Genomic DNA, 24,360 nt, shown 5'->3' on the forward strand with positions numbered 1-24,360 from the left:
TGACATGACTTATGCCGAAAATCTCTGGCTTTTCTTTGTTGTCCTCTTCGGCATCATCATCCTGCCGGGCATGGACATGCTCTTCGTGCTGGCAAGCGCGCTGACAGGTGGCAGGAGAACCGGCCTTTCCGCCGCCGTGGGCATGAGCGCCGGCGGCATCGTGCATTCGCTGTATGGCGCGCTGGGTGTCGGCATGCTTGCCGCATGGATGCCGTCGCTGTTCCTGCCGCTGCTTGTCGTCGGCGCGGCTTACATGGTCTGGATCGGTATCGGCCTGGTGCGCAGTGCGATTGTCGTGAACGGCGATGAGGCTGAGGCAAGCGCTTCGGTGAAAAAGGCATTCTGGCGGGCGGTGTTGACCCGCCTGTCAAACCCGAAGGCCTACCTGTTCATGATGGCCGTCTACCCACAGTTTCTCAAACCCGCCTATGGACCGATCTGGATGCAGGGGCTGGTGCTGGGTGCGATGGTGGCGGTAACGCAGTTCACCGTTTATGGCGCGCTGGCGCTGACGGCGGATAGAAGCCGCGCATGGCTCGTTTCCTCTCCCGCGGCTACGATCGTCATCGGCCGCATCGCCGGTTTCATGCTGATCGCCGCAGCACTTCTCACATTGTGGGAAGCCTTGTCTTAGGCTTCTGTTTTCACGATGGAATTCACCGCAATGTGACTTCTTTTCGCCATGTGGAAAGGGCATCCTCGCGGCGTTCCATCAAGCGTCCGGCGCCCGCCGGAATCAAGGAGAGAGTGTATGAAACTGAAAACAATCGCAGCGGCCACGCTGTTCGGCTGTCTTTGCGCCGGAGCGGTCTATGCTGCCGGCGAAGTCGAAAAACGTGAAGGCATGATGAAGCAGATCGGTGGCTCCATGGGAGCGCTCGCCGCCATCTCCAAGGGCCAGAAGCCTTTCGACGCCGAAGCCGTCAAGGCCGCCGTGACGACTATCAGCACCAATGCCAAGGCTTTCCCCGACCAGTTCCCCGCCGGCACCGAGACCGGCAGCGCGGCAGCGCCCGCGATCTGGGAAAACTTCGAGGACTTCAAGGCCAAGTCCGCCAAGCTCGGCGCAGATGCGGATAAGATTCTCGCCAATCTCCCCACCGATCAGGCGGGTGTAACCACCGCCATGCAGACGTTGGGCGCCGATTGCGGCACCTGCCACCAGACCTATCGCCTGAAGAAATAATCGAACGAGTTTGAAACGCCGCTCCCGGGCGGCGTTTTTCCGTCACGAAAGACACCTGACCTTGTCAGGGGAGAATGGGGAGAGGGGCATGTCTTCCATTTGGACGAAGCTTGTGGGCGGGATCGTGGTCGCGGCCGTTGCGGGCTACGGGATTTTCGCATGGGTGACCGCGCCGCAGCGCCAGGCGCCCAGCCATTGGGTGAGCCTCGGTGAGCCGGATCTCGCCAATGGCGAGACGCTGTTCTGGGCGGGCGGCTGCGCAAGCTGTCATGCCGCGCCGGATGCTAAGGGTGAAGCGCTGTTGACGCTTTCAGGCGGGCAGGCACTGAAAAGCCCCTTCGGCACCTTTCATGTTCCAAATATTTCGTCTGATCCGCAGCACGGCATCGGCGGCTGGACGCTGGCGGAATTTGGCGATGCCATGACGCGTGGTGTGGGAAAGAACGGCGAACATCTCTATCCCTCCTTCCCCTATGCCTCTTATGCCCGGATGACGCAGAAGGACATCAATGACCTCTTCGGTTATCTGAAGGCCCTGCCTGCGAGCCAGAACGATGCGCCCGCCCACGATCTGCCGTTCCCCTTCAACATGCGCATGGCGCTCGGCGGCTGGAAGTTCCTGTATTTCGACCCTTCGGCACCGCCGCGCGTCGAGCTGGCCAATGCCAATGCCGAACTTCTGCGTGGCCAATATCTGGTGGAAGGTCCGGGCCATTGCGGCGAATGCCACACGCCGCGCAATGCGCTCGGTGGCTTCCTGAAGGGCAAGTGGCTGGCCGGCGGCCCCAATCCGGAAGGCGAAGGCCGCATTCCGGACATTACCCCCGGCTCGCAAAGCATCGGAAGCTGGGCCGAGGCCGATATTTCGAGCTATCTCGAAACCGGCTTCACCCCGGAATTCGACAGTGTCGGCGGTTCCATGGTGAAGGTGCAGCAGAACATGGCGCATCTGACAGCCGAGGACCGCGACGCGATCGCCGCCTATCTGAAGGCGATCCCGGCGCGCTGAGGGTCCCGTTGGCATGCGTGCCCATTGACTCCCGTCCCGACTCGGCGGATAACAACCCTGTGATGGTTCCTTCCGGGCGTTCCGGAAGGTGAAAAGGGAACACGATAGGGAGAAATCCTCATTCGTGGCTGCCCCCGCAACTGTGAGCGGAGAGCCTGAAACGAAATGCCACTGGCAGACCCTTCGACCGAACCGGCGTTTCCGGTTGAGGCGAGGTGATGCCGGGAAGGTGTTTCAGGTTTTGACCCGTAAGCCAGGAGACCTGCCATCACGGAAATGTCCATGCCGGCGGGGTGTCCGGAAGAGCGGAATGTCAGGGTGGCAAGATCGATGCCCCCTGTGTCAGTCTCGTATCCCCGTGGTGAAGTGTATCGCAGGCGGTCGCATGGCTTTGCCGTTCGACCGCATCCAGAGGCGCGGGGTCGCGCCGGAGAGGGGTCACCATGTCCATCCACCAGAATACGGCCAATTCAGCCGTTTCAGCAAAAACGGGCAGCTTCGCGCAATCGCTGACGGCGATCGTGCTTGGCCTGTTCGTTGTCGGTTTTGTCGGTTTCTCGCATGTGGAAGCCGTTCACAATGCCGCCCATGACACGCGTCATGCCAATGCCTTCCCCTGCCATTGAGGGGAATGTCATGTCGTCTTTTCGCAATATCGTCTTTACCGCCGTTCTCGTCGGCATCCTCGGCGGCTTAGCCGTTTCAGCCATGCAGGCCTTCGGCACCACGCCGCTCATCCTTCAGGCAGAGACCTATGAGGGCGCGGGCGGTGAAGCTGCCCACAGCCACGAGGCCACGGCGCCCGGTGCTGTGGTTCCCGCCCACGAGCACAATGAAAAGGCCTGGGCTCCGGCCGATGGTTTCGAACGCACTGCCTATACGGTTGCCGCCAATGTCCTGACCGCGATCGGTTATGCGCTGGTGCTGACCGGACTGATTTCGCTGCGCGGCACCAATGGCGCCTGGCGTGAGGGGCTTTTGTGGGGCGTTGCCGGATTTGCCGCCGTCATGCTCGCCCCGATGATCGGCCTGCCGCCGGAACTGCCGGGCAGCCCCGCCGCAGCACTTGAGGCACGGCAGATCTGGTGGCTCGCAACCGTTGCCGCAACAGCCGGCGGCATCGCGCTGATCGCCTTCCGTCGCGAACCCTGGGCCATCGTCCTGGCGCTGGTGCTGATCGTCGCGCCGCATGTGGTGGGTGCGCCCCTGCCGCCGGAAGGCGAACATGCACTGGCACCGCTGCCGCTGGAGCGTCAGTTCATCGTCGCCGCTACGGTTACGAGCTTCGTCTTCTGGGCTTTGCTCGGAACATTGAGCACGTTTTTCCTCAACCGCTTCCAGTCGGCCTAAGTCATGGAGGACGCAGCGGATTGGAGTGAGGAACTCGATGCGCTGCGTTTTGCAGTTCCCGGTCACGGCGCTTACTGCGCCGTGCATCGTCTCGCCTTCAAGGCGGTACTGGGCCCGAGCCCGGCGGATGAGGCGGCTCTTGCCTTTTTCCAACACCATCAGGCCGCCTTTGTGGCGGCGGCACTCGCCAAGATCAAACGTGCAAATTTACCCGCCGGCCGCAGCCTGCATCTGAACAGCCGCGATATTCGCCGGGCGATTGCCGGGGAGGGCGGCGATCACACAGCACGTGTGTGCCGGGTGCTGGATCAGCGATAATCATCGCTGTTCTCACCTCCGTCATCCCGGCCCTGAGCCGAAATCCATCCAGCCCAAGTCCTTGGGCTGAAAGAAGTCATCTCGCCGCGCAGATGCGCGTCGGCTGGATTCCGGCTCAAGGCCGGAATGACGGGGAGTAGGGGAGTGCAAACAACCGAGGCGGCTATGCCTCAGCGATGCTCCGCCGCAAAAACCTGAAGTTCGGCCTCGGCTTCCGGACCAAAGAGGCCGAGGCTTTTCAGAATTTCCACCGCGAAACTGACCGGCGCGCTGCCGGCCGCGGTAATGATCCCGCCATCGTTGACCGCTTTCGGCTGGTCGCGGTAAAGCGTCTCGCCGCTATAGGCCGAATAGGCCCTGTGCGAAGCCAGCGAATTGCCGGTATGGGCAACGGCGTTCAGAACGCCCGTGCCTGCCAGCGCACTTGCCGCCGCGCAGATGCCGGCCACCAGTCGGTTCTTCTCGCGAAACCGGCGCACCAGTTCGCCGAGATCGGCAGCTGTTCCCTTTTCCCAGCTCAGGCCTCCGGGAATGACGAGCGCATCGATGTCAACGGCATCGAGCGCGTCATAGGATGTATCCGGCGTCACCTTCAGCCCGCCCATGGAGGTTACCGGCCGTCCGTCCGGCGTGGCATAGACGATTTCGACACCGAGATAGCTGCGCGCCGCGGCGGCAAGCAGCGCCGGCTCCCAGTCCGCAAAATCCTGGGCGAGCGCAATGGCGATCCGTGTCATGGTCGTCTCCGTGTTTTTTAATCAGGCGATGGACTGCATATAGCGCATGCCGGTCACCGGGCGGGGCGCGAAATCCATGTTTTCGTAGAAACGATGCGCCGCCACATTGCCGGTTGTGGCGCTGACGGAAAGATAGTCGCAGCCGAGACGCTTGGCGATATCGCGGGCCCGGGAAACCAGATGCTGGCCGGTGCCATGGCCACGATGGCCGTCACGCACGAAGAGGTGATGCAGTTCGAGCCCGCGGCGGCCCTCCTGCGCCCTGTAGAGCGGCAGAAGCAGGGCGTAACCGATCAACGCGCCATCAGCCTCGGCCACGAGACCATGCACCCAGGGCAGCGGGCCGAACAGGTCGCGCTCCAGTTTCGCCGGCGTGATCGCCGCCGCATCGCCGTGGTAGGAGGCCAGCAGCGTGATCATCTCGTTGAGTTCGGGCAGATCCGTCTTGCGCGCGCCTCGGATGATGACGACGGGCGGTCTTTCCAGTGTCAGGGAGCTATCTTCGGTCATTTTTTCGGTCCTTTGGTCTTATCGGTGCCGTCAGGACGTTTGAAAACAACAAAGCCGCCTGACGGCGGCTTGTTGACAATATGATCTGTCGAGCCGCCCTTAGAGGAAGGCCCAAAAATACGAGCAGGAGATGGGTGCGCGTTCGTTGATCATGGAAAATGAAATGCGCCCGAATCCGCCGTCTGTCAAGCGGGTCAATTCGCAAATCGCGCAATTGCCGACAGGATTGCGTCTTCCATGCCCGCATCGCCCGTCGAATGGCCAGCGCCATCGATGGTAACAAGCTCGCTTCCCGGCCACGCCTCGGCAAGTTCGAAAGCGGTGACGGGCGGCCCCTGCAAGTCGCGCATGCCCTGAACGAGTATCCCGGGAATACCGGCGAGGTCTCCGGCGTTGCGCAGGAGCGCGCCATCATCCAGCCAGGCCGCATGGTGGAAATAATGGGCGCAGAGGCGGGCGCGGGCGAGAATGTACGCGCTGTCGCGCCATTTCTCCGGAAAGGCCGAAATGCCCTCCGCGCTGATCGAGCCCGCCTCCCACAGGTGCCACTCTAGGGCGGCCTTTGCGCGCACGGCGGGATCGGGATCATTCAGAAGCCGGCGATAGGCGCCGACCGGATCTTGCCTGGACACGTCATCGGGGATCGCGGCGATGAAACGCTGCCACTGCTGCGGCAGAAACATTGCCAGCCCCCTGTACAGCCAGTCGATTTCCCTCTGCCGGGTGGTGGTGACGCCGGCCAGAACCATGCCGCGAACATGGTCTGCATGGCGCTGTGCGTAAGCGAGGGCCAGCGTGGAGCCCCATGAACTGCCGTAGATCAGCCAGTCTTCCACCGCGAGGGCACAGCGAATGGCCTCAATGTCATCGATCAGATGATGCGTAGTGTTATGCTCAAGACTATCAGCGGCGTTTGGCGTGCTTTGACCGCAGCCGCGCTGGTCGAACTGGACGATGCGGAAAATGGCAGGATCGAAATAGCGTCGCGCTGTCGATGACAATCCTGAACCAGGCCCTCCATGCAGCAGGATTGCAGGTCGCCCCGCCGGATTGCCGGCAATCGTCACGTGCAGCCGATGGCCCTCGGAAACATCAAGGAAAATCGTGTCTGATGGCGTGATTTCAGGAAAGAGCTCGGCCATCTGACGTCCTTTTTTCAGGCGGGCAAGAGGCGATTACCGGGTGCACGTGACATTCGAATGTCAGCCTCTTCTCGGCTCAATGCTCCCCCTCGCACATGCCATGATCGGAAAGCGCGCGGATGACATAACAATCCTCGATGGAATGGCCGTGGCAATGGGAGACGATCCGCTCCAGTTCGTGTTCCAGCTTCTTCAGGCTGGCGATTTTTTCCCGCACATCGGCAAGATGTTCGGCGGCGATGCGGTCTGCACCCTCGCACGGCATTTCCCGGTGCTGGCTGAGCGCGATCAACTCGCGAATGGCGTCTATGTTCAGGCCGAGATCGCGCGCGTGGCGGATGAAGGCCAGCCGTTCGAGATCGGATTTTTCGTAGCGGCGCTGGTTGCCCTCCGAACGATCCGCCTCGCGGATGAGGCCCATCTGCTCGTAATAGCGGATCGTGGGCACCTTGACGCCGGTGCGTTTGGACAGTTCACCGATGGACAGCATGGCTTTCTCCATATCTCCAGTCTCTAGAGATATGGCTTTTCCGTCCCCGGTTCAATGGCCTCAAGCGGCCTCGTTGACGCCAAGCGCCTGGGCCAGTGCCTTCAGAATCTGCGATTCGAGGCTTGCCATATCCGGCTGGGCGGAAGCGGCCACCTCAGCATTGGCGCCAGTGGAGGCCGAAGCGCTGCTGTCCATGTTCCAGAGAGCCGCAGCCAGGCTCGCGGAGGCACCGGCCAGCGGGGCGACGGTGGTGGCGACATTGCCCGCCACCGAAATGGCGCGATGGGCCGCCCGCGTGAGCTCCTGCACCGCCTCGGTGGTGGACTGGCTCTCCCGGTTATGCGCAGGCGCGATGCCGCGGACCGGAGAGGCGAAATTGATGCTGCTGGTTGCTGCGATAGTCGTCATGACTGTGAGTCCCCTAGTTTTGATGGGGTATTTTTAAGGTCCGAAACATTCCCGAAGATTGCGTCATGCACGTCTTGTGCAAAAAATAACCGCAATATACTATACCCCCCTATAGTATATGAGGTCGGCCATGTCCCATACCATCCGCAACAAGGAAAAGCTTCTCGCCCGCATCCGCCGCCTGAAAGGGCAGATGGAAGCGGTCGAACGTGCGCTCGATGATGCCAAGCCCTGCGGCGAGGTGCTGCAGCTGCTCGCTTCGGTACGCGGCGCGCTTTCGGGCCTGACGGGGGAGGTAATGCAGGAGCATCTGCACGAGCACGTGGTGCATGCCGAAAATGAAGACGAACGGGCGCGGGCGGCGGAAGAGCTGGCCCAGGTGCTGAAGACCTACATCCGGTAAAACCGACAGGATTAAGCGACATGACGACGACATCCGAATACCGCGCAGCAGCCGGTCACGACCATGTTTTCCTTGGCCAGAACCACGAGCGTAATGAAAGGCGCGTCTGGATGGTCATCGCGCTGACCGCGGCGATGATGGTGGCGGAAATCGTCGCCGGTCACTGGTACGGCTCCATGGCGCTAACGGCGGATGGCTGGCACATGTCCACCCATGCGGGCGCGATGCTGATTTCGGCACTCGCTTATCTCTATGCCCGCCGCGAGGCCCGCAACCCACGCTTCACCTTCGGCACCGGCAAGTTCGGCGATCTCGCGGGTTTTGCCAGCGCCATCGTGCTGGCGGTGGTGGCGTTGCTGATTGCCGTGGAAAGCGGGATGCGCCTCGTCAGTCCCGTCGAGATCGATTTCAACCAGGCCATCCTCGTCGCCATCATCGGCCTTGCCGTCAATCTTCTCAGCGCCGTGCTTTTGAAGGATGACCATCACCACGATCATGGCCACGGCCACGGCCACGGTCATGCCCACGGCTCACATGCCCACCATGGGCACGGCAGCCACGCCCACCATGATCACGGGTCCCATGCCGGGCACCATGCCGGGCACGGCGCAAAGGGCGGCCGGGACAATAATCTGCGCGCTGCCTATCTGCATGTGCTGGCGGATGCGCTGACCTCGGTTCTGGCAATCGTCGCGCTGCTGCTCGGCAAGTGGAACGGCTGGTCGTTCCTTGATCCGTTGATGGGTATCGTTGGCGGTCTGGTGATTGCCCGCTGGTCATGGGGCCTGATCCGCTCCACGGCGACAACCCTGCTTGACGCGCTGCCGCCGGCTGAGGATCTGCCGCAGGAAATCCGTGAAAGCGTGGAAACGGAAGAGGATCGCATTACCGATCTGCATGTCTGGCAGGTGGGGCCGGGGCATCACGCCGCCATCGTGGCGATCCTTTCGCAGGCGCCCAAAGCACCGGCATTTTATAAGCAGAAACTTGCCGCCATACATGAACTCTCGCATGTGACGGTGGAAGTCAGCCCGGCAAGAGGCTGATTGGAATCGCCTATTCGGTATATTCCGAATAGGCGCTGCGTACCCATTCAGCCTGCGCTTCCGCCTTGTCCTCGGGGGAGGCGGTGGCCGCATCCTGATAGGCCGGCGCGCTGCCGTTGCCTACGGCCCATAGAACATTGGCCAGCGACTGGGAAAGAATGGTGCTGGAAACGGTGGGGTTGCCGGGGCCGCGTTTTACCGCCTGCTCCTCCGGCGCGCTTTGGGCGCTGCCAGCTTTTTCGATGTCACGGATGCGACCCTGATAGTTATATCCGCCAATATTGCTTTCGATCTGCATGTCGGTGATTCCGCGTTCAAAAGTTAACGAATGGTTAACGGCGGCGACTTGTCCGAAACTTGCGCTTGCTGCGCTGCAGCGACTGTCGAGGGTTGACAGCCGGCGAAGTAGTGCTTCGTTTTGGCATCGAGAGTGGACGAGCAAGGGGATTGCACCCGTTTTACGCGCAAGAAGAAGCGGGACGGCATCAATGCCGGTAGGTCTCCTCACATTCCGCGTCATCCTCGCCCTTGAGGCGAGGATCCATTTTCCACGCGCCGACCTTGGGTCATGGATCCTCGCCTCAAGGGCGAGGATGACGACGGATAGTTTTCGGGCTAGAGAGGCGCGGCCAACAGGCTCACGCCGTCTCCTTCGCCGCAGGTGCCGCCGCTTGCCGCACGGCCTCCAGCTCCTTTTCCTCAACGTCGACCGTCACCGCCGCTTCCTGCGGCGCGGGCGTCACCATCGCAGCCACCAGCGTATCGAGCCCGATGCTGCCGACCGGCTTGCCGTCCTCGTCCACCACATGGGCGGTCGTTTCGTTGGCTTCCGACATGTCGCGGGCGATGGTTTCGAGCGTTGCGGTCTCTGGGACCGGCATGCCCTCGGGCTTGCTCTCCAGCGGCTCCATGACAGTGTTTGCCTGCAACACGCGGCCACGATTGACGTCGCGCACGAAGTCGGTGACGTAACCATCGGCTGGCGAGAGGATGATGCTCTGGCCGTCGCCCTGTTGCACCACTTCGCCGTCTTTCAGGATGGCTATATGGTCGCCAAGCCGCAAAGCCTCGTCGAGATCATGGGTGATGAACACAACGGTCTTCTTCAGCTCCTGTTGCAGATCGAGCAGCATGGTCTGCATATCCACACGGATGAGCGGATCGAGCGCCGAATAGGCCTCATCCATCAGGAGAATATCGGCGTCATTGGCAAGCGCCCGGGCAAGGCCGACGCGCTGCTGCATGCCGCCGGAAAGCTGGTTCGGATAATAATCCTCGTAACCGGCAAGGCCGACACGCTCCAGCCAGTAACGGCCCTTTTCCTCGCTTTGCTTGCGCGGTACGCCCTGGATATCGAGGCCGTAGACGCTGTTTTCGAGTACCGTGCGATGCGGCAGAAGGCCGAATTTCTGGAACACCATCGCCGTCTTGTGGCGGCGGAATTGCCTGAGCGCCGAGGCGCTCATGCCGCAGATATCCTCGCCGTCATAAAGAACTTCGCCGGCGGTCGGGTCGATCAGCCGGTTGATGTGGCGGATCAGTGTCGATTTGCCGGAGCCTGACAGCCCCATGACGACGGTGATCTTGCCGCCCGGCATGGTGATGTTGATGTTGTTGAGGCCGAGAACGTGGTTGTGCCTGTCGTTCAGCTCGACCTTGTCCATGCCTTTACGCACCGCTTCGAGGTACTTCTCGGGATGCTTGCCGAAGATCTTGTAAAGATTCCTGATTTCGATGCTTTTAGCCATGGGAGACCTCGCGGTATTTCTGCAGGCGCTTGCCGAAAGCCTGGCTCGCCCGGTCGAACATGATGGCGATGGCGACCAGAGCGAAACCGTTCAGGAAGCCCACCGTGAAGAACTGGTTGTTGATGGCCTGCAGCACATTCTTGCCAAGCCCGCCGACACCGACCATGGAGGCAACGACGACCATGGCGAGCGCCATCATGATGGTCTGGTTGATGCCGGTCATGATGGTCGGCAGCGCCAGCGGCAGCTGCACGTTGAACAGCTTCTGACCGTTGGAGGAGCCGAAGGCGTCTGCCGCTTCCAGCACTTCGCGATCAACGAGGCGGATGCCGAGGCTGGTCAGGCGAATGACGGGTGGAATGGCATAGATCACCACTGCTATCAGGCCCGGAACCTTGCCGATGCCGAAAATCACCACCACGGGGATGAGATAAACGAAACTTGGCAGGGTCTGCATCACGTCGAGCACGGGATTGATGAGGCGTTGCAGGCGTTCGGAACGACCCATCAGAATGCCGAGCGGCAGGCCGATGACGATGGCGATCAGGGTAGCGATGGCGACGATGGAGAGCGTCGTCATGGCATCGCGCCAGAGGCCGACCGCGCCGATCATCAGCAGGGAAATGGCGGTGCCGCCTGTGATCTTGAAGCTGCGTCCGGCCAGATGCACGATGGCGAGAATGACCAGCATGGTGATGATCCACGGCGTCTGGATGAACAGACGCTCCGAGGAATTGAGGAAAAGCTGCAGCGGGTGAACGACGACGTCGATCGCATCGCCGTAATTGCGCACGATATCGCGAAACCCGTCATCGATGGTTTTGCGAGCCACGCGCATGGTGGAGTTGTCGATTGCCGGGAACTTGCAGAGCAGGTCCGGCAGGTAGGTGCAGAGGGCCATTATTGTTGTTTTCCCTTTGGGTTGTTGGGGTGGGCGGAGGCTGGGTCACCCCCCTCTGTCCTGCCGGACATCTCCCCCTCAAGAGGGGAGATCGGCAGGGCGCACCCTTTCCAAAATCTCAACGTAAGCGATGGGCGAGACCCCCGCCGCAGGTCGATCTCCCCCCTTGAGGGGGAGATGCCCGGCAGGGCAGAGGGGGGTAAGCGGCTTGCGCCAACCCCGCCTCCCGTCACATCGAAGCCTTGATCTTCTCAGCCACCTCGGGCGAAACCCACTTCGTCCAGAGTTCCTCATGGTTCTCGAGAAAATACTCGGCCCCATCTTCATTGGTGCCCTGATTTTCATCCATCCACGCCAGAACCTTGGCGACGGTGTCGTTGTCCCACTGCCGCTTGCGGATGTAGTCGATGGAAGGGCCCGCCTTTTCGGCGAAATCCTTGGTCACGACGGTGAAGACCTCCGCCACCGGATAGGCATTTGGCTTGGGATCGGCGCAATCGGGCTTGGCGATGCAATTGTCGTAAGCCGCCCGGTCAAGCGGAACGCCATCGTCCAGCTTCACCATATCGTATTTGCCGAGAATGGCCGTCGGAGCCCAATAATAGCCGAGCCAGCCCTGCTTCTTTTCGTAGGCATTGGAAATAGAGCCATCCAGACCGGCCGCGGAGCCGGTATCGATCAACGCAAAGCCCTTTTCATCAGCCTTGCGGGCCTTGAACAGGTTGGCGGTGGTTGGCTGGCAGCCCCAGCCGGGCGGGCAGCCGAACACGGCGCCCTTGCTGGCGTCTTCAGGCGCGGGAAACAGTTCGGGATGCTTCAGCGCATCCTCGACGGTCTTGATCTCTGGATGTTCGTCGGCGAGATATTTCGGAATCCACCAGCCTTCAACGCCGCCTTCGCTCAGGATTTTGACTTCCTGAATGAGATTGCCGCTCTTGACGGCTTCCTCGTAGGGGGTGCCAAGTGTGTTCACCCACATTTCGGGCGCCATGTCGGGCTGGCCCTTCTCGTTCATGGAGGTGAAAGTGGGGGTGGTGTCGCCGCTGACGACATTGACCGTGCAGTCATAGCCGTTTTCCATGATGAACTTGTCGACGTAGGCCGCGACACCGGCGGATGCCCAGTTCATTTCGGCGATGGTGATGCTGCCACAGCTGTCTGCGGCATTGGCGGAAGATGCTGCACCGGCAGCGATGGTAAAGCCCGTTACGAGAATGGTCGAGGCCAGGAGTTTCTTCATGAGGAGACCTCCAAGTCTAATGCAGTGTTTTCATTTGGCAAAGCGGGAGCACTGCAAAGCCCGGATTGCCAAGGGCGAACTGACATGGCGCGTGGAGATGCCGAAAATCCGGCGAGAGAATATCCGCAGAACAAGCCGCGAGATTGCCGCGGAAACTGCGGCGAAAAGGCGCATGAATATGTCAACGCCGTGCATAATACGGCCAAAAAGTGATATTGCAACGCGGCAATGCGCAGGGCAGCCATGCAGGTGATCTATGGAGCGATTTTCCTGTTCGGGTAATACATGGCGTGTATTTTATTATTCAGTAGAAAATATCGACTATACAGTAGATCGAAATAAAAATTCTCAATGATTTCAAGTTTTGTTTAAATAAGAAATTTGTGCCGCAATTTGTGGAAAAAACAATCTGAAATCTTTTTTCGCGAGGTATTTTTGTGCGAAACGATGCGGGCGGCAGCCTACGCCGCCCGCATCGGGCATCAGACGGCGTCCTTGCCGGCTACCTTCAGCGCGAAGGCGTATTCGAAGGCTATTTCCTCCAGCCGCTGGAAGCGGCCCGACTTGCCACCATGGCCTGCCGCCATGTTGGTCTTGAGCAGGATCGGCGCTTCACCCGTGGTCTTTTCGCGCAGCTTCGCCACCCATTTGGTCGGCTCCCAATAGGTCACACGCGGATCGGTGAGGCCGGAAAGCGCCAGAATCGGCGGGTAAGGCTTCGCACCGACATTGTCATAGGGGCTGTAGGCGGCGATCCAGCCATATTCCTCTGCCGATTCCAGCGGATTGCCCCATTCCGGCCATTCCGGCGGCGTCAGCGGCAGCGTGTCGTCCAGCATCGTTGTCAGCACGTCCACGAAGGGAACGGCGGCGATGATGCCGGCAAACTTCTCCGGCGCCATATTGGCGACGGCGCCCATCAACATGCCGCCGGCAGAACCACCCTCGGCGATGATGCGCTCGTAAGACGTGAAGCCTTCCTGAACGAGATGATCGGCAGCGGCAATGAAGTCTTTGAACGTGTTCTGCTTGTGCTCCATCTTGCCGGTTTCGTACCATTCGAAACCCTTGTCCTTGCCGCCGCGAATATGGGCGATGGCATAGATGAAACCACGGTCCGCCAGAGACAGCGTCGTGGTGGAGAAGGAAGCGGGAATGGTGATGCCGTAAGCGCCGTAGCCATAGAGCAGGCAGGGAGCGGAACCGTCGAGCGCCACGTCCTTGCGGTAAAGCAGGGAGACCGGCACCAGCTCACCATCATGCGCAGGGGCCATGATGCGGCGGGTGATGTAATCATCAGGATTGTGGCCCGATGGCACTTCCTGCGTCTTCAGAAGCGTGCGTTCGCGCGTCACCATGTCGTAATCGAACAGTTGGCTCGGCGTCGTCATCGAGGAATAGGAGAAACGGATGACGTCGGTGTCATATTCCGCCGCGCCATGCAGGCCGAGCGAATAGGCCTCTTCGGCAAAAGCGATGGAATGTTCCTCGCCGGTGCGGCGGTCGCGGATGACGATGCGCGGCAGGCCGTCACGGCGCTCCAGCCATATCAGATGGCGGGCATAGGCATCGACGGAGAGGATCAGCCGGCCCGGCTCATGCGGCACCACCTCTTTCCAGTTTTCCTTGCCGGGCGCCGTGACCGGGGCTTCCACAATGCGGAAATCCTTGGCATCGCCATCATTGGTGAGGATGAAGAAGACATCGCCGCCTTCGCACATCGAATATTCGATGCCTTCCTCACGCTCTGCCACGATAGCCGGTTCGGCGGTCAGGTCTTTCGTGGAGAGAATGCGATATTCGCTGGTCTCGTGGTCGTGAATGTCGATGAAGATGAAATCATCGAGAACGGACGCGCCGACGCCCATGAAGAAACCGGGATCCTTCTCCTCATAGACCAGCCGGTCGGCCGATTGCGGCTCACCGATAATATGGTGGAAGACCTTGGAAGGGCGGTGGTTCTCGTCCTGCAGCGTATAGAAGAAGCTCTTGCCGTCAGGCGCCCATGCGCCGCCGCCACCGGTGTTTTCGACGATATCGGCAAGGTCCTCGCCGGTTTCGAGGTTACGGATGCGCAGGGTGAAATATTCCGAGCCCTTGTCGTCATAACCCCAGATGCCATGTGTGTGATCGGAAGACTGGTCGAGACCGGCAAGACGGAAATAATCCTTGCCCTCGGCTTCTTTGTCGCCGTTCAAAAGCACCTGTTTCTCACCGCCGCCGCGCGGGGTGCGGAAATAATGCGGCTGCTCGCCGCCGGTCACGAAAAGCGTGCCATAGGCATAAGGCCCGTCATTGACCGGCACGGAGGAATCATCCTGCTTGATGCGGCCCTTCATCTCCTCGAAAAGCTTCTCCTGAAGCGCCTTGGTGTCGCCCATGGCCGCTTCCATATAGGCGTTTTCCGCCTCCAGATGGGCGCGGATCGCCGGGTCGAGAATGGAGGTGTCCTTGAACATGGCCTGCCAGTTATCGGCCCGGAACCATGCGTAATCGTCGGTGCGGGTAATGCCGTGATGCGTATCCTGAACGGGCCGTTTTTCGGCGGTCGGGGCGGCGGGCAGGTTCTTGAAAATCGGCAATGGAAACTCGCTTTCCTGTAAAAATTCCTGGGCGGCACCAAGATGTAGAGTGCGGCCTGCGGCCGATCAAGTTTCAAAATCTCCACAGAGGAAATGAGGCCTCGGCACAATTTCGTCAGCTTTCGATCACATTTTGGCAATATCCGGCAAATCAGCGATGACGCGTGCCGCCCGCTGGCACGCCATCCATCGTCAAGAACAAACGAAAAAACTGACAGGACCCCATGCGAAAGCTTCTTCCCGCTGCCCTTTCTGCCTTTTTCCTTGGCTTGCAGACCCTCACCCCCGCTTTTGCGATTGATGCCAGCGTCATGCGGCAGTTGAACGCGCTTGCTCCCGAGGAGCGTCTGGAACAGCGCTGTGATATCGAGGCGATGGAGCGGATAGCGACCGAGCAGAAGGGCATGAAGCCGGACAAGGTGATCGCTTATACGTTCGGTGATCCGGAAGTGGGAAAGAACTCCATCAAGGCGCCGGGCGCGGTCTTCAGAAGTTCGGGCGAATGGTACAAGCTCAGATACAAGTGTCAGCTGAAGAGCGATAGTCTCAGCATCCAGTCCTTCGACTACCGTGTGGGCGACAAAATTCCCGAGGAGCAGTGGAAGAAGTTGTATCTTTATGACTGATCACGGAATTTTTCGGTTTCGAACCGGCGTTTAGCCGCCGCTTTGTTGCCCCGTCGCAACCGGCTCTGTAACCCTGACATCTGATCGAAGTGAGGGGCACAGACATGGCGAGACGATTCAAGGGACTTTCTGCTTTTCCGATAACGCCGGCAGATGAGGCAGGGCGGGTCGATGTTGAAGCCTTCTCCGCCCTGATCGAGCGGCTGGATGTCGCGGCAGTTGATTCGGTCGGCATTCTCGGCAGCACCGGCATCTATATGTATCTCACTCGCGAGGAGAGACGCCGCGCCATCGAGGCAGCCGCCGCCATCCTCAAGGGCAGGCGCATATTGATGGCGGGCGTCGGCGCCTTGCGCACCGATGAAGCCGTGGCGCTGGCAAGGGATGCGGAAGCGGCCGGTGCCGGTGCGCTGCTGCTCGCGCCGGTCTCCTACACGCCGCTGACGCAGGAAGAGGCCTATCACCATTTCGCCGCCGTGGCGGGTGCGACGGCCCTGCCGCTCGCCATCTATAATAACCCGACGACCACCCGCTTCACCTTCAGCGACGAACTTCTGGTGCGGCTCGCCTATATTCCTAATATCCGCGCCATCAAGATGCCGCTGCCCGCTGATTCCGATTATGCGGGCGAGCTTGCGCGGCTCAGGCCCAAACTGTCGGAGGATTTCGCCATCGGCTATAGCGGTGACTGGGGCTGCGCCGAGGCCACACTCGCCGGCGGTGACACCTGGTACAGTGTTATTGGCGGCCTGCTGCCGGTTCCGGCGCTGCAATTGATGCGGGCGGCACAGACCGGCAATGCGGAGGAGGCAAAAAGGCTCGATGCGGCCTTCCAGCCGCTTTGGGCGCTGTTCAAGGAATTTGGCAGCATCCGGGTTGTTTATGCCGCCGCCAATATCCTGTCGCTGACGGTAAGCGAACCGCCCCGGCCGATCCTGCCGCTTACCAGCGCGGAACGCCAGCGGGTGGAAGAAGCGCTGGAGGCGCTATCCGCGCTGGAAACCGCGCCATAATTCGGGCGCTTTGCGGGCGGATTGCCACGGGAATACACTCTGCCACATTGCGGAAAATGAAAATGCTGCGTCGCCTCATTATTGCTGCCCTGTTTGCCTCTGCCGCCTCCGCCGCCTTTGCGGCGAACGGCCTTGTCGAGCCGTCGCTGAAAATGTCGCCGCAGCATGACGGCAAGGTGCGGGTGGCGATGACGCTGGACGCCTGCATGGGCAAGACCGACCACCGCATTCTCGATATGCTGGTGCGCGAGCGCATTCCCGCAACAATCTTCGTCACTGCCCGCTGGCTGAAGCATAACAGCGAGGCACTCGCGGTGCTTATGGCAAATCCCGACCTGTTCGAGATCGAAAACCACGGCGAAAACCATGTGCCGGCAGTGGACAAGCCCGTTTCGATTTACGGCATCGCTGCTGCGGGATCGGAAGCTGCGGTCGTGCAGGAAGTGGAAGGCGGTCGTCAGGCCATCGTCGCCGCCACAGGCATCCAGCCGCAATGGTTTCGGGGTGCGACGGCCAAATATACAAGCTCGTCCATGGCCACCATCAACCGGCTCGGCATGCGCGTGGCGGGTTACTCCGTCAATGGCGATGGCGGCTCGCTGCTGGGCGCTGCCGCGACGGCCAAGCATATCGCTGCGGCGAAGAATGGCGATGTCATCATCTCCCACATCAACCAGCCCACCCACGAGGCGGGCGAAGGCGTGGTGAAGGGCCTTCTAGCGCTTAAAGCCCGCGGTGTGATTTTCACGCGGCTGGACGACCCATCCTTCGCGCCGCCGGGGAATTGATCTCCAAGGTTGCCGCCCGTTTCTTCTCCCCGCCGGGGAGAAGATGCCCGAAGGGCAGATGAGGGGGCAAGCTTTCCGCATATCTCTGCCCTTGCCCCCTCATCCGGCGCTGCGCGCCACCTTCTCCCCGGCGGGGAGAAGAAATATGCCGCAGACTTTTCCTTCAAACGGCGCGGAAGAAAAGAGCTGACAACATCCCCCACATCTACGCCCGTTTTTCGGCGGCGTGCCGTTCGAAATTGCGCTAGCATCTTCGTCATGATGTTGTTCAAACGCCCCGACACCGAAACCCTTTATTCCGCCCTTGTGAACAAGGACCCCGCCTATGAAGGCGTGGCCTATGTGTGCGTGACCTCGACCAAAATCTTCTGCCGCTTCACCTGCACGGCGCGCAAACCGAAGGTCGAAAACTGCCGGTTCCGCGAGACCATCGCCGAATGCCTGGAGGCCGGGTTCCGCCCCTGCAAGCGCTGCAAACCGATGCTCTCCTATGGCACGGCCGATGAAACGGTAACGCAACTGCTGACGGTGCTGGAAAACGAACCGGCGCGGCGCTGGCGTGAGGAGGATGTGGTGGCGCTTGGCCATGATCCCTCCACCGTGCGGCGCACCTTCAAGCGCCGTTTCGGCATGAGCTTTCTGGAAATCGCCAGATTGCGCCGCTTGGGCGATGCGGTGGAAAGCATCGCTTCCGGCGAAGCGGTAATCGGCGCGCAGATCGACGCCGGTTACGACTCCGGCAGCGGCTTCCGCGCCGCGATCAACCAGTTCTTCGGCTCCTCTCCCGCCGCCATGAAGGGCAGGGGGTTCCTGAAGGGTGACTGGATCGATACGCCGATTGGTCCGATGCTCGCCATTGCCGACGATCATGCCCTGCATCTGCTAGAATTCGCGGACCGGCCGGCGCTTCCGGCCGAACTGAAGCGGCTGAAGAGCCGCACCGGCGCGGACATGGTGCTCGGCCGAACGGCGGTAACAGGTCAGATCGAAGCCGAGCTCAAGGCCTATTTCGCCGGGCAGTCAGCCTCCTTCGAAACCCGCCTTGCCGGCCACGGCACGCCCTTCGAGCGCGATGTCTGGCGCAGCCTGCGGCAAATCCCGGTGGGCGAAATCGTCAGCTATTCGGCACTCGCAACCGCCATGGAAAGGCCATCCGCCGTGCGCGCGGTGGCGCGCGCCAACGGTGCCAACCAGATCGCCATCGTCGTGCCGTGCCACCGGGTGCTCGGTGCGGATGGCAGTCTGACCGGTTATGGCGGCGGCCTGTGGCGCAAGAAATGGCTGATCGAGCATGAGCGTCGCATGGCGCAAGGGCAGGTGCGCGAGATGCCGCTCGCTTCCTGAGCGGCCTCGTTGTGGGGTTTCAGGAGATTTTCCGTTGGCGGAGGCGCGTCGCGCCCTCCGCCTCTGTATCCGCCGTTCAATCCGGCAGGTTCGGCACGACCCGGCGGGAGGGGAAGAGTTCGCGCGTCACCGTCATGACGATGAGCGACAACGGCAGGGCCAGCATGGCGCCGGCCGCGCCCCACATCCACGTCCAGAAGATAATCATCACAAAGACGAGGAAGGGGTTGATCTCCATGTTGCGGCCCACCACCGCCGGAAAGGCGAGGTTTTCCATCAAGAGGTGGATGGTGAAGAACACTCCCGCCGGCAGCAGCGCGAGGATCATGTTGTCATGCGTGATGATACCGGCGACGGTCAGCGATATTGTCATCAACGTGATGCCGAGAAACGGAATGAAGCTCGAAAGAAAGGCAAAAAGCCCCCAAAGAAGCGGCATGGCGAGGCCACCGAGATAGGCGATCACGATCATCGTCACACCCAGCGCGGCGTAGATGAGGCTTGCCGTGGCAAAATAGGTGCCCAGCACCTTCTCCACCGAGCCGATGATGCGAATGGTTCTGAGCCTTTGATGGCGCGCCGGAAAGGCCATGATGAGAGCCTTGCGCAGTCGCAGCCGGCTGTAGAGAAACATTAGAAGAGCCGCCAGGAAGATCAGTCCCTGAACGATGGCCGGCGTCACATTCGCGCCAAGCAGGGAAATGATTTCGCCGCTACGCGACAGCAGCGATTCCATCGACATGGAGCCCATGCTGAACGTGGCCGCGGAAATATTCAGCCACCGCAGATTTTCGAGGTAAGGAAGGAAGCGGTCGATGCTGCGCTCGATCAGGGCAGGGCCTTCCGATGCCAGCTGTGAGACCGGGTCGATCAGGGAATTGACCACGAAAAAAATGACCGCAGCGACGAGTGTGGACAGGATGATGGCGACACCGGCACCCGGAATGCCGTAGGAGGCCAGTTTTTCGGCGGAGATGCCCAGGATCATGCCAACAACGACAGCCATGACGACGGGCATCAGAATCATCGATAATTCGTGGATCACCGCCATGGACATGATCAGGAAAATGCCGATGACCGACCAGGCAACGAAAACGTCAAGCGCCTCCCGCCCCAGCGGCTGCTGACTGCGCGCGTCATCCCGCTGTGAAACAGAGGCGGGTGTCGCAAGCGGATCGGCCTTGTCTACTGGCAAGGCCGCAGTGCCGGAAAGATCCGGCTTGGCATTCTCATTCATCGGACTATCCCCCAATAACGAGGTTAACGTCCGACAAATCCGGCGGTTCCGGGGCGGCTGAAATTTCTGCCGCCCCGTTCAGCGTTTATGCGGAAAGCTTTAGCCCTATGCCCCACGGATCCTTCAAAAAGATGCCGTCACTTTGCCTTTCGGTGGAGATTTCCAGCCGGTCGAGTGCGGCAAGAGCCGTCTCAAGCGCGGCCGGCTCGTTGAATTTCAGCGAGTAACCGGAAAGCCCCGTCATGTTCTCCCTGCGGGCCACGGCGCCACGGCTGTTCCAGATATTGGCGGCCACGTGGTGGTGATACGCGCCCGATCCGAAGAAGCTTGCTCCGGGATATCGCGCCATGATCTTAAGCCCCAGCACATCCTGATAAAACTCATCCGCCTGCGGAATATTGCCGACCTGCAGGTGAATGTGGCCGATGGCGGTTCCCTCCGCTGCACCGGTGAAGGCCGCTTTCGGAGCGCTGTCGTAAAGCGCCTGAAGATTGAGGCCGATTGTCGCCATCTCCACCGTGCCATCCGGCTGGTAGGTCCATTCTTCCGGCAACCGGTCGCGATAGACCTCTATGCCGTTGCCTTCCGGATCTGCGAGATAGATGGCCTCGCTGACCAGATGGTCAGACGCACCCTGAAGCTGAACATTTTTCTGAGCGGCATGTGCCAGCCAGTGCGCGAGGTCATCGCGGCTCGGCATCAGGAATGCGGTGTGGAACAGACCTGCGGCATTGCGCGGCGCGCGTTCCGCCGTGCTGGAGGTGGAAAGTGTGAGCAGCGGCTGGCCTCCGACGCCAAGCACCTCGCCGCTCGGGTTCTTTTCAAGAACGGAAAGACCGATGATCTTTTGATAGAAATCCGAAACGCGCGGCAGATCGTGAACGACGAGATGGGCCTGGCCGACATAGGCCGGCCGCGTCAGGGCGAATTGTTTGATTTCACTCATCATCATCTCCATATTGATTCCGACGCGCCAAGGGGTGGGCCGGTTGCCGACGAGATCGGCTTCGCCGCTTTGCGGCGTTTGTCGAAGACGAATATGGGCTGGTTTCGTCGTTCAGCAAAGATCACCAGCTGGCGATTGACTGTCCACTATTCGTTGACAATGTCCGGTTCCGGCATGGCTTCGGCTTTGACTTCGATCAAGGTGAAGGCTGCGCCGGCCGGCAAATATGAGCTTGAGCCCGACACAACGGCGGATCACGTCAAAGGAGACAGCCATGTACAAGAAGATCATCGTACCGGTAGACCTCAGCGCCACTGACAAGGGAGAAAAGATTCTCGAAAAGGCCAAGGCACTGCTGGACCCCGACGGCGAGATCGTTCTCATAAACGTTGTCGAGGAACTGCCGGGCTATATGGCGATCGACCTTCCTGTCGACCTCATCGAAAATGCCATCAAGGACGCCAAGGCAAAACTCTCGGACCTCAAGGCCAGGGTCGGTTTCAACGGCAGCCATGAAATCAGAAGCGGCGCGCCGGCGCGGGAAATCATCGCTGCGGCAGAGGAACACAAGGCTGATCTCATCATCATCGCGTCGCACACGCCTGACTTCAGCAACTATTTCATCGGCGCCACCGCCGACCGCGTGGTGCGCCACGCCAAATGCTCTGTGCTGGTGGATCGCTAAGGTTTGACGCTTTAGGGTTGCGGGCGGGTTTCCCGCCCCTCCAAGCATTTTCAGGAAAAGTGGAATCCGGTTTTCCATCCGGAAATGCGACAAAACAAGAAGATCGGCTGGAGGAAAAGTAAATGAATACAGAAAGTTACGAGAAAATCCTGCGTGACCGGCAGCGCGAGCTTTATCGCCGCCTGCATAAGATCGAGGCCGACTTCGAAGAGCCGCGCAATCCTGATGACGATGACAGGGCCACCGAACGCAGCAATGACGAGGTGCTGGACGAGCTGGGGCAGGTGGGACAGGATGAGTTGCGCGCTATCGACGCCGCCCTCGAGCGTATCGCCAAGGGCACTTTCGGCACCTGCGTCAAATGCGGAAGCGAGATTTCGGAGGATCGGTTGAAGGCTGTTCCCTATACGCCGTTTTGTCAGGAATGTGCTGCGGCGTTGTGATGGCCGGGAAAGCGTGACTGGGTTTTTTTCCCGCTGGGGAGAAGGTGGCCCGAAGGGCCGGACGAGGGGGCAAGCTCTCCGACCACATCTACCCTTGCCCTCTCATCCCGCTGCCGCGGACTTCTCCCCGGCGGGGAGAAGAAACAAGTGTATACCGCTCGCTTCACAGGCAATTGGTCTGGCCGCAGGGCAACCCAGGACCTCTCCTTTCGCAACAGCACCGAACGCAATTTGATCGCCATTAACCGGCTGCTGTCTTGTTCCTGTCTAATATTGTCTTCATGCTTTGGTGAAAGCACGCAGACAGGATTGGACTATGAGTGATTTGTGGCGGTTCGGACGCCAGTATGATTTTCACGAGATTGTCGCCGATGGCATCGTCCACGGGGTCGGCATCGTGCTGGCGCTTATCGGCGCCACGGCGCTGATTTTCTACGCGATGGTATGGGGTACGCTCAGCGCCATTGCAGCGGCGTGGATTTACGGCCTCGGTCTCGTCGTCTGCCTATCCGTCTCCTTCACCTATAATATCTGGCCGCACTCGAACGTGAAATGGTTCCTGCGCCGGCTGGATCACTCGGCGATCTTCATTCTCATCGCAGCCACCTATACGCCGTTTCTGATGCGGGGTATCCACGATCCCATGATCGCGGTCATGCTGGGGCTGATCTGGCTCGCCGCGATTTGCGGCATCCTTCTCAAATGCCTGTTTCCCGGCCGTTACGACCGGGTCGCCATCGGCCTTTATCTCGCCATGGGCTGGAGCGGCGTCATGGTGGTCGAGCCGCTGTCGTCGCATCTCGCGCCGGTCACGCTCTGGCTGATCGTCGCCGGCGGCGTCATATATTCGCTCGGCGTCATCTTCCATGTGTGGGAAAAGCTGCGCTTCCAGAATGCGATCTGGCACGGTTTTGTGGTCGCAGCCGCTGCGGTCCACTATTTTGCCGTGGTCACCGCCTTCAGCCTCGTTCCCCTGGCTTCGTAAAGATCGTGAGAGCGCGGCGCTGGACATGTCTCCGTCTCATCGCTTAAGGCTCGGCGCAGGCGCGGCAAAGCCGCGTATTCGCAAACCAGACGGAGCTGAGAAAATGACCGTGGAACTGCGCGACGCGACCGTTGATGACCTCTCCGGCATCATGGAGATATACAATGACGCTGTCGTGAACACGACGGCGATCTGGAACGAGGTGGTGGTCGATCTCGACAATCGCAAGGACTGGTTCGCCGCCCGCAAGTCGCGCGGCTTTCCCGTCATCGTCGCGGTTCTGGACGGCAAGGTCGCGGGCTACGCTTCCTATGGTGACTGGCGCGCTTTTGACGGTTATCGCCATACGCGCGAACATTCCGTCTATGTGCATAAGGACGCCCGCGGCCACGGCATCGGCAAGAAACTGATGCAGGCGCTCATCGATCATGCCGCCGTCAACGACGTGCACGTACTGATCGCCGCCATCGAGTCGGAAAACACCGCTTCCATCCGCCTGCATGAAAGCCTTGGTTTCACGGTCGCGGGCCGGTTCTCGGAAGTCGGCACCAAGTTCGGGCGCTGGCTGGATCTGACGTGTATGGAACTGAAATTAGGTTAAGCCAAGAAGCTTAAGCCATCTTTTGATCGGTCGAGTGTCACGAGTCTCTTCTCCCCGAGGGGGAGAAGTCCGCGGCAGCGGGATGAGGGGCAAGCTCTCCGAATATTGCTAACGTAGCCCCTCATCCGACCCTTCGGGCCACCTTCTCCCCGCCGGGGAGAAGAAATACGCGGCATGGCTCAGACCGGCTCGAACACCATCGAATGGCCGTTGATGCAATAACGCAGACCGGTGGGCGGCGGGCCATCGGGGAAGACGTGGCCGAGATGACCGCCGCAATTGGCGCAGCGGATTTCAGTGCGCACCATGCCATGGCTGGCGTCGCGATGTTCCGTCACTGCGCCGGGCTTCACCGGTTCGAAATAGCTTGGCCAGCCGCAGCCGGCGTCGAATTTCGTGTCGGAGAGGAACAGCGGCTCGTCGCACGCCGCACAGCGGTAGAGGCCTTTTTGGAATGTGTCCCAATAGGGCCCGGTAAAGGCGCGCTCGGTGCCGTGCTCGCGCAGGATGCGATATTGCTCCGGCGTCAGCTGCTCACGCCATTCGGCGTCGGTCTTCTTCACTTTTGGGGATGTCAGATCGCTCATGGAATGATCCTTTCTGTTCATGCCTCAGATAATCA

The 24,360-nt window shown here is 60.4% G+C and carries 31 protein-coding genes and 1 riboswitch; of the genes, 17 read left to right on the forward strand and 14 right to left on the reverse strand.

Going from position 1 to position 24,360, the window contains the following annotated elements; all coding sequences use genetic code 11:
- Positions 1–4: 4 nt before the first annotated feature.
- The 6 genes from BTN45_RS02520 (at position 5) to BTN45_RS02545 (ending at position 3,863) form a co-directional block, all read left to right on the forward strand.
- Complete coding sequence (locus tag BTN45_RS02520; RefSeq protein WP_207588818.1) at positions 5–634, forward strand: LysE family translocator; 630 nt, start codon at positions 5–7, stop codon at positions 632–634.
- Between the two features lie 117 nt (positions 635–751).
- A complete protein-coding gene (locus tag BTN45_RS02525; protein WP_006700046.1) occupies positions 752–1,186 on the forward strand; it encodes a cytochrome c in 435 nt (144 codons plus the stop codon).
- Positions 1,187–1,274: 88 nt separating this feature from the next.
- The gene (locus tag BTN45_RS02530; RefSeq protein WP_006700047.1) at positions 1,275–2,195 is read left to right on the forward strand and encodes a cytochrome c; all 921 of its coding nucleotides are present in this window, start codon (positions 1,275–1,277) and stop codon (positions 2,193–2,195) included.
- Between the two features lie 46 nt (positions 2,196–2,241).
- Positions 2,242–2,480: riboswitch (cobalamin riboswitch) on the forward strand.
- A 158-nt stretch (positions 2,481–2,638) separates the two neighbouring features.
- Positions 2,639–2,821 (forward strand): CbtB domain-containing protein, encoded by a 183-nt coding sequence (locus BTN45_RS02535; protein WP_004440573.1) that lies wholly within the window; start codon positions 2,639–2,641, stop codon positions 2,819–2,821.
- A gap of 10 nt (positions 2,822–2,831) precedes the next feature.
- On the forward strand, positions 2,832–3,545 hold the full coding sequence (locus BTN45_RS02540) for a CbtA family protein (RefSeq protein ID WP_173614513.1): 714 nt from the start codon (positions 2,832–2,834) through the stop codon (positions 3,543–3,545).
- Between the two features lie 3 nt (positions 3,546–3,548).
- Positions 3,549–3,863 (forward strand): hypothetical protein, encoded by a 315-nt coding sequence (locus tag BTN45_RS02545; RefSeq protein ID WP_037091650.1) that lies wholly within the window; start codon positions 3,549–3,551, stop codon positions 3,861–3,863.
- A gap of 170 nt (positions 3,864–4,033) precedes the next feature.
- Here the strand turns inward: BTN45_RS02545 and BTN45_RS02550 are convergent, their stop codons facing one another.
- From BTN45_RS02550 to BTN45_RS02570, 5 genes are all read right to left on the reverse strand, one after another.
- Positions 4,034–4,600, reverse strand: a complete 567-nt coding sequence (locus BTN45_RS02550) for a type 1 glutamine amidotransferase family protein (protein ID WP_022555817.1) — start codon at positions 4,598–4,600, stop codon at positions 4,034–4,036.
- Between the two features lie 21 nt (positions 4,601–4,621).
- The gene (locus BTN45_RS02555) at positions 4,622–5,110 is read right to left on the reverse strand and encodes a GNAT family N-acetyltransferase (RefSeq protein WP_003509304.1); all 489 of its coding nucleotides are present in this window, start codon (positions 5,108–5,110) and stop codon (positions 4,622–4,624) included.
- A 194-nt stretch (positions 5,111–5,304) separates the two neighbouring features.
- Positions 5,305–6,252, reverse strand: a complete 948-nt coding sequence (gene pip / locus BTN45_RS02560) for a prolyl aminopeptidase (protein WP_173614514.1) — start codon at positions 6,250–6,252, stop codon at positions 5,305–5,307.
- A gap of 76 nt (positions 6,253–6,328) precedes the next feature.
- Entirely contained in the window at positions 6,329–6,742 is a 414-nt protein-coding gene (locus BTN45_RS02565; RefSeq protein WP_004440587.1) for a helix-turn-helix domain-containing protein, read from the reverse strand.
- 60 nt (positions 6,743–6,802) lie between these two features.
- Positions 6,803–7,150: a hypothetical protein gene (locus tag BTN45_RS02570; protein ID WP_173614515.1), complete on the reverse strand. Its 348-nt coding sequence runs from the start codon at positions 7,148–7,150 to the stop codon at positions 6,803–6,805.
- Positions 7,151–7,280: 130 nt separating this feature from the next.
- Here BTN45_RS02570 and dmeR point away from each other — a divergent pair, with 130 nt between their 5' ends.
- Together dmeR and dmeF are read left to right on the forward strand one after the other, a co-directional pair.
- Entirely contained in the window at positions 7,281–7,553 is a 273-nt protein-coding gene (gene dmeR / locus BTN45_RS02575) for a Ni(II)/Co(II)-sensing transcriptional repressor DmeR (RefSeq protein WP_003509296.1), read from the forward strand.
- A 20-nt stretch (positions 7,554–7,573) separates the two neighbouring features.
- Complete coding sequence (gene dmeF, locus BTN45_RS02580; RefSeq protein WP_022555819.1) at positions 7,574–8,599, forward strand: CDF family Co(II)/Ni(II) efflux transporter DmeF; 1,026 nt, start codon at positions 7,574–7,576, stop codon at positions 8,597–8,599.
- 10 nt (positions 8,600–8,609) lie between these two features.
- Here the strand turns inward: dmeF and BTN45_RS02585 are convergent, their stop codons facing one another.
- From BTN45_RS02585 to BTN45_RS02605, 6 genes are all read right to left on the reverse strand, one after another.
- Complete coding sequence (locus BTN45_RS02585; protein ID WP_004440595.1) at positions 8,610–8,897, reverse strand: hypothetical protein; 288 nt, start codon at positions 8,895–8,897, stop codon at positions 8,610–8,612.
- Between the two features lie 340 nt (positions 8,898–9,237).
- Positions 9,238–10,347 carry a glycine betaine/L-proline ABC transporter ATP-binding protein gene (locus BTN45_RS02590; protein WP_072494155.1) on the reverse strand — a complete coding sequence of 370 codons (1,110 nt, stop codon included), beginning with the start codon at positions 10,345–10,347 and terminating at the stop codon, positions 9,238–9,240.
- Positions 10,340–11,248 carry a proline/glycine betaine ABC transporter permease gene (locus BTN45_RS02595; protein ID WP_004440601.1) on the reverse strand — a complete coding sequence of 303 codons (909 nt, stop codon included), beginning with the start codon at positions 11,246–11,248 and terminating at the stop codon, positions 10,340–10,342. The genes BTN45_RS02590 and BTN45_RS02595 overlap by 8 nt, the downstream gene beginning before the upstream one ends.
- A gap of 229 nt (positions 11,249–11,477) precedes the next feature.
- Complete coding sequence (locus BTN45_RS02600) at positions 11,478–12,488, reverse strand: ABC transporter substrate-binding protein (protein WP_173614517.1); 1,011 nt, start codon at positions 12,486–12,488, stop codon at positions 11,478–11,480.
- A gap of 357 nt (positions 12,489–12,845) precedes the next feature.
- Positions 12,846–12,971, reverse strand: coding sequence for a hypothetical protein (locus BTN45_RS26595; protein WP_272955771.1), 126 nt, complete (start codon positions 12,969–12,971; stop codon positions 12,846–12,848).
- Positions 12,971–15,070, reverse strand: a complete 2,100-nt coding sequence (locus tag BTN45_RS02605; RefSeq protein ID WP_045532483.1) for a S9 family peptidase — start codon at positions 15,068–15,070, stop codon at positions 12,971–12,973. The genes BTN45_RS26595 and BTN45_RS02605 overlap by 1 nt, the downstream gene beginning before the upstream one ends.
- Before the next feature lie 224 nt (positions 15,071–15,294).
- Between BTN45_RS02605 and BTN45_RS02610 the strand changes: the two genes are divergently transcribed.
- The 4 genes from BTN45_RS02610 (at position 15,295) to BTN45_RS02625 (ending at position 18,841) form a co-directional block, all read left to right on the forward strand.
- A complete protein-coding gene (locus tag BTN45_RS02610; RefSeq protein ID WP_004440606.1) occupies positions 15,295–15,696 on the forward strand; it encodes a DUF930 domain-containing protein in 402 nt (133 codons plus the stop codon).
- 104 nt (positions 15,697–15,800) lie between these two features.
- Positions 15,801–16,709: a dihydrodipicolinate synthase family protein gene (locus BTN45_RS02615; RefSeq protein ID WP_207588819.1), complete on the forward strand. Its 909-nt coding sequence runs from the start codon at positions 15,801–15,803 to the stop codon at positions 16,707–16,709.
- A 62-nt stretch (positions 16,710–16,771) separates the two neighbouring features.
- Positions 16,772–17,497: a polysaccharide deacetylase family protein gene (locus BTN45_RS02620; protein ID WP_207588820.1), complete on the forward strand. Its 726-nt coding sequence runs from the start codon at positions 16,772–16,774 to the stop codon at positions 17,495–17,497.
- A 258-nt stretch (positions 17,498–17,755) separates the two neighbouring features.
- Positions 17,756–18,841 carry a trifunctional transcriptional activator/DNA repair protein Ada/methylated-DNA--[protein]-cysteine S-methyltransferase gene (locus BTN45_RS02625; protein ID WP_173614519.1) on the forward strand — a complete coding sequence of 362 codons (1,086 nt, stop codon included), beginning with the start codon at positions 17,756–17,758 and terminating at the stop codon, positions 18,839–18,841.
- Positions 18,842–18,917: 76 nt separating this feature from the next.
- Here BTN45_RS02625 and BTN45_RS02630 read toward each other — a convergent pair whose 3' ends face one another.
- Complete coding sequence (locus BTN45_RS02630) at positions 18,918–20,078, reverse strand: AI-2E family transporter (RefSeq protein WP_004440617.1); 1,161 nt, start codon at positions 20,076–20,078, stop codon at positions 18,918–18,920.
- Between the two features lie 85 nt (positions 20,079–20,163).
- Positions 20,164–21,024 carry a VOC family protein gene (locus BTN45_RS02635; protein ID WP_184285340.1) on the reverse strand — a complete coding sequence of 287 codons (861 nt, stop codon included), beginning with the start codon at positions 21,022–21,024 and terminating at the stop codon, positions 20,164–20,166.
- On the opposite strand from BTN45_RS02635, the gene BTN45_RS02640 reads away from it, so the two are divergent.
- The 5 genes from BTN45_RS02640 (at position 21,007) to BTN45_RS02660 (ending at position 23,738) form a co-directional block, all read left to right on the forward strand.
- A complete protein-coding gene (locus BTN45_RS02640) occupies positions 21,007–21,342 on the forward strand; it encodes a hypothetical protein (protein WP_246751655.1) in 336 nt (111 codons plus the stop codon). The two genes, BTN45_RS02635 and BTN45_RS02640, sit on opposite strands and share 18 nt — an antisense overlap.
- Positions 21,299–21,709 carry a universal stress protein gene (locus tag BTN45_RS02645; RefSeq protein WP_004440622.1) on the forward strand — a complete coding sequence of 137 codons (411 nt, stop codon included), beginning with the start codon at positions 21,299–21,301 and terminating at the stop codon, positions 21,707–21,709. The genes BTN45_RS02640 and BTN45_RS02645 overlap by 44 nt, the downstream gene beginning before the upstream one ends.
- Before the next feature lie 122 nt (positions 21,710–21,831).
- On the forward strand, positions 21,832–22,152 hold the full coding sequence (locus BTN45_RS02650) for a TraR/DksA C4-type zinc finger protein (protein ID WP_004440625.1): 321 nt from the start codon (positions 21,832–21,834) through the stop codon (positions 22,150–22,152).
- 316 nt (positions 22,153–22,468) lie between these two features.
- A complete protein-coding gene (locus BTN45_RS02655; RefSeq protein ID WP_004440627.1) occupies positions 22,469–23,137 on the forward strand; it encodes a hemolysin III family protein in 669 nt (222 codons plus the stop codon).
- Positions 23,138–23,240: 103 nt separating this feature from the next.
- Positions 23,241–23,738 (forward strand): GNAT family N-acetyltransferase, encoded by a 498-nt coding sequence (locus tag BTN45_RS02660; RefSeq protein ID WP_207588821.1) that lies wholly within the window; start codon positions 23,241–23,243, stop codon positions 23,736–23,738.
- Between the two features lie 179 nt (positions 23,739–23,917).
- Here BTN45_RS02660 and msrB read toward each other — a convergent pair whose 3' ends face one another.
- The gene (gene msrB, locus BTN45_RS02665; protein ID WP_004440632.1) at positions 23,918–24,325 is read right to left on the reverse strand and encodes a peptide-methionine (R)-S-oxide reductase MsrB; all 408 of its coding nucleotides are present in this window, start codon (positions 24,323–24,325) and stop codon (positions 23,918–23,920) included.
- Positions 24,326–24,360: the final 35 nt, after the last annotated feature.

Origin of the sequence: Rhizobium sp. ZX09 (assembly GCF_017357485.1) — a bacterium.
Classification (GTDB): domain Bacteria; phylum Pseudomonadota; class Alphaproteobacteria; order Rhizobiales; family Rhizobiaceae; genus Agrobacterium; species Agrobacterium pusense.

What these genes read in the sequence shown, in the direction of transcription:
- BTN45_RS02555 (WP_003509304.1), bottom strand. Translation starts at nt 5,110, where the DNA reads ATGACCGAAGATAGCTCCCTGACACTGGAAAGACCGCCCGTCGTCATC.
- BTN45_RS02635 (WP_184285340.1), bottom strand. Translation starts at nt 21,024, where the DNA reads ATGAGTGAAATCAAACAATTCGCCCTGACGCGGCCGGCCTATGTCGGC.
- BTN45_RS02625 (WP_173614519.1), top strand. Translation starts at nt 17,756, where the DNA reads ATGATGTTGTTCAAACGCCCCGACACCGAAACCCTTTATTCCGCCCTT.
- BTN45_RS02645 (WP_004440622.1), top strand. Translation starts at nt 21,299, where the DNA reads ATGTACAAGAAGATCATCGTACCGGTAGACCTCAGCGCCACTGACAAG.
- BTN45_RS02600 (WP_173614517.1), bottom strand. Translation starts at nt 12,488, where the DNA reads ATGAAGAAACTCCTGGCCTCGACCATTCTCGTAACGGGCTTTACCATC.
- BTN45_RS02520 (WP_207588818.1), top strand. Translation starts at nt 5, where the DNA reads ATGACTTATGCCGAAAATCTCTGGCTTTTCTTTGTTGTCCTCTTCGGC.
- BTN45_RS02590 (WP_072494155.1), bottom strand. Translation starts at nt 10,347, where the DNA reads ATGGCTAAAAGCATCGAAATCAGGAATCTTTACAAGATCTTCGGCAAG.
- BTN45_RS02620 (WP_207588820.1), top strand. Translation starts at nt 16,772, where the DNA reads ATGCTGCGTCGCCTCATTATTGCTGCCCTGTTTGCCTCTGCCGCCTCC.
- BTN45_RS02545 (WP_037091650.1), top strand. Translation starts at nt 3,549, where the DNA reads ATGGAGGACGCAGCGGATTGGAGTGAGGAACTCGATGCGCTGCGTTTT.
- BTN45_RS02655 (WP_004440627.1), top strand. Translation starts at nt 22,469, where the DNA reads ATGAGTGATTTGTGGCGGTTCGGACGCCAGTATGATTTTCACGAGATT.
- BTN45_RS02565 (WP_004440587.1), bottom strand. Translation starts at nt 6,742, where the DNA reads ATGCTGTCCATCGGTGAACTGTCCAAACGCACCGGCGTCAAGGTGCCC.
- BTN45_RS02610 (WP_004440606.1), top strand. Translation starts at nt 15,295, where the DNA reads ATGCGAAAGCTTCTTCCCGCTGCCCTTTCTGCCTTTTTCCTTGGCTTG.
- msrB (WP_004440632.1), bottom strand. Translation starts at nt 24,325, where the DNA reads ATGAGCGATCTGACATCCCCAAAAGTGAAGAAGACCGACGCCGAATGG.
- BTN45_RS02570 (WP_173614515.1), bottom strand. Translation starts at nt 7,150, where the DNA reads ATGACGACTATCGCAGCAACCAGCAGCATCAATTTCGCCTCTCCGGTC.
- BTN45_RS02530 (WP_006700047.1), top strand. Translation starts at nt 1,275, where the DNA reads ATGTCTTCCATTTGGACGAAGCTTGTGGGCGGGATCGTGGTCGCGGCC.
- BTN45_RS02630 (WP_004440617.1), bottom strand. Translation starts at nt 20,078, where the DNA reads ATGAATGAGAATGCCAAGCCGGATCTTTCCGGCACTGCGGCCTTGCCA.
- BTN45_RS02535 (WP_004440573.1), top strand. Translation starts at nt 2,639, where the DNA reads ATGTCCATCCACCAGAATACGGCCAATTCAGCCGTTTCAGCAAAAACG.
- BTN45_RS02525 (WP_006700046.1), top strand. Translation starts at nt 752, where the DNA reads ATGAAACTGAAAACAATCGCAGCGGCCACGCTGTTCGGCTGTCTTTGC.
- pip (WP_173614514.1), bottom strand. Translation starts at nt 6,252, where the DNA reads ATGGCCGAGCTCTTTCCTGAAATCACGCCATCAGACACGATTTTCCTT.
- BTN45_RS26595 (WP_272955771.1), bottom strand. Translation starts at nt 12,971, where the DNA reads ATGCCCGATGCGGGCGGCGTAGGCTGCCGCCCGCATCGTTTCGCACAA.
- dmeR (WP_003509296.1), top strand. Translation starts at nt 7,281, where the DNA reads ATGTCCCATACCATCCGCAACAAGGAAAAGCTTCTCGCCCGCATCCGC.
- BTN45_RS02550 (WP_022555817.1), bottom strand. Translation starts at nt 4,600, where the DNA reads ATGACACGGATCGCCATTGCGCTCGCCCAGGATTTTGCGGACTGGGAG.
- BTN45_RS02650 (WP_004440625.1), top strand. Translation starts at nt 21,832, where the DNA reads ATGAATACAGAAAGTTACGAGAAAATCCTGCGTGACCGGCAGCGCGAG.
- BTN45_RS02660 (WP_207588821.1), top strand. Translation starts at nt 23,241, where the DNA reads ATGACCGTGGAACTGCGCGACGCGACCGTTGATGACCTCTCCGGCATC.
- BTN45_RS02595 (WP_004440601.1), bottom strand. Translation starts at nt 11,248, where the DNA reads ATGGCCCTCTGCACCTACCTGCCGGACCTGCTCTGCAAGTTCCCGGCA.
- dmeF (WP_022555819.1), top strand. Translation starts at nt 7,574, where the DNA reads ATGACGACGACATCCGAATACCGCGCAGCAGCCGGTCACGACCATGTT.
- BTN45_RS02615 (WP_207588819.1), top strand. Translation starts at nt 15,801, where the DNA reads ATGGCGAGACGATTCAAGGGACTTTCTGCTTTTCCGATAACGCCGGCA.
- BTN45_RS02585 (WP_004440595.1), bottom strand. Translation starts at nt 8,897, where the DNA reads ATGCAGATCGAAAGCAATATTGGCGGATATAACTATCAGGGTCGCATC.
- BTN45_RS02540 (WP_173614513.1), top strand. Translation starts at nt 2,832, where the DNA reads ATGTCGTCTTTTCGCAATATCGTCTTTACCGCCGTTCTCGTCGGCATC.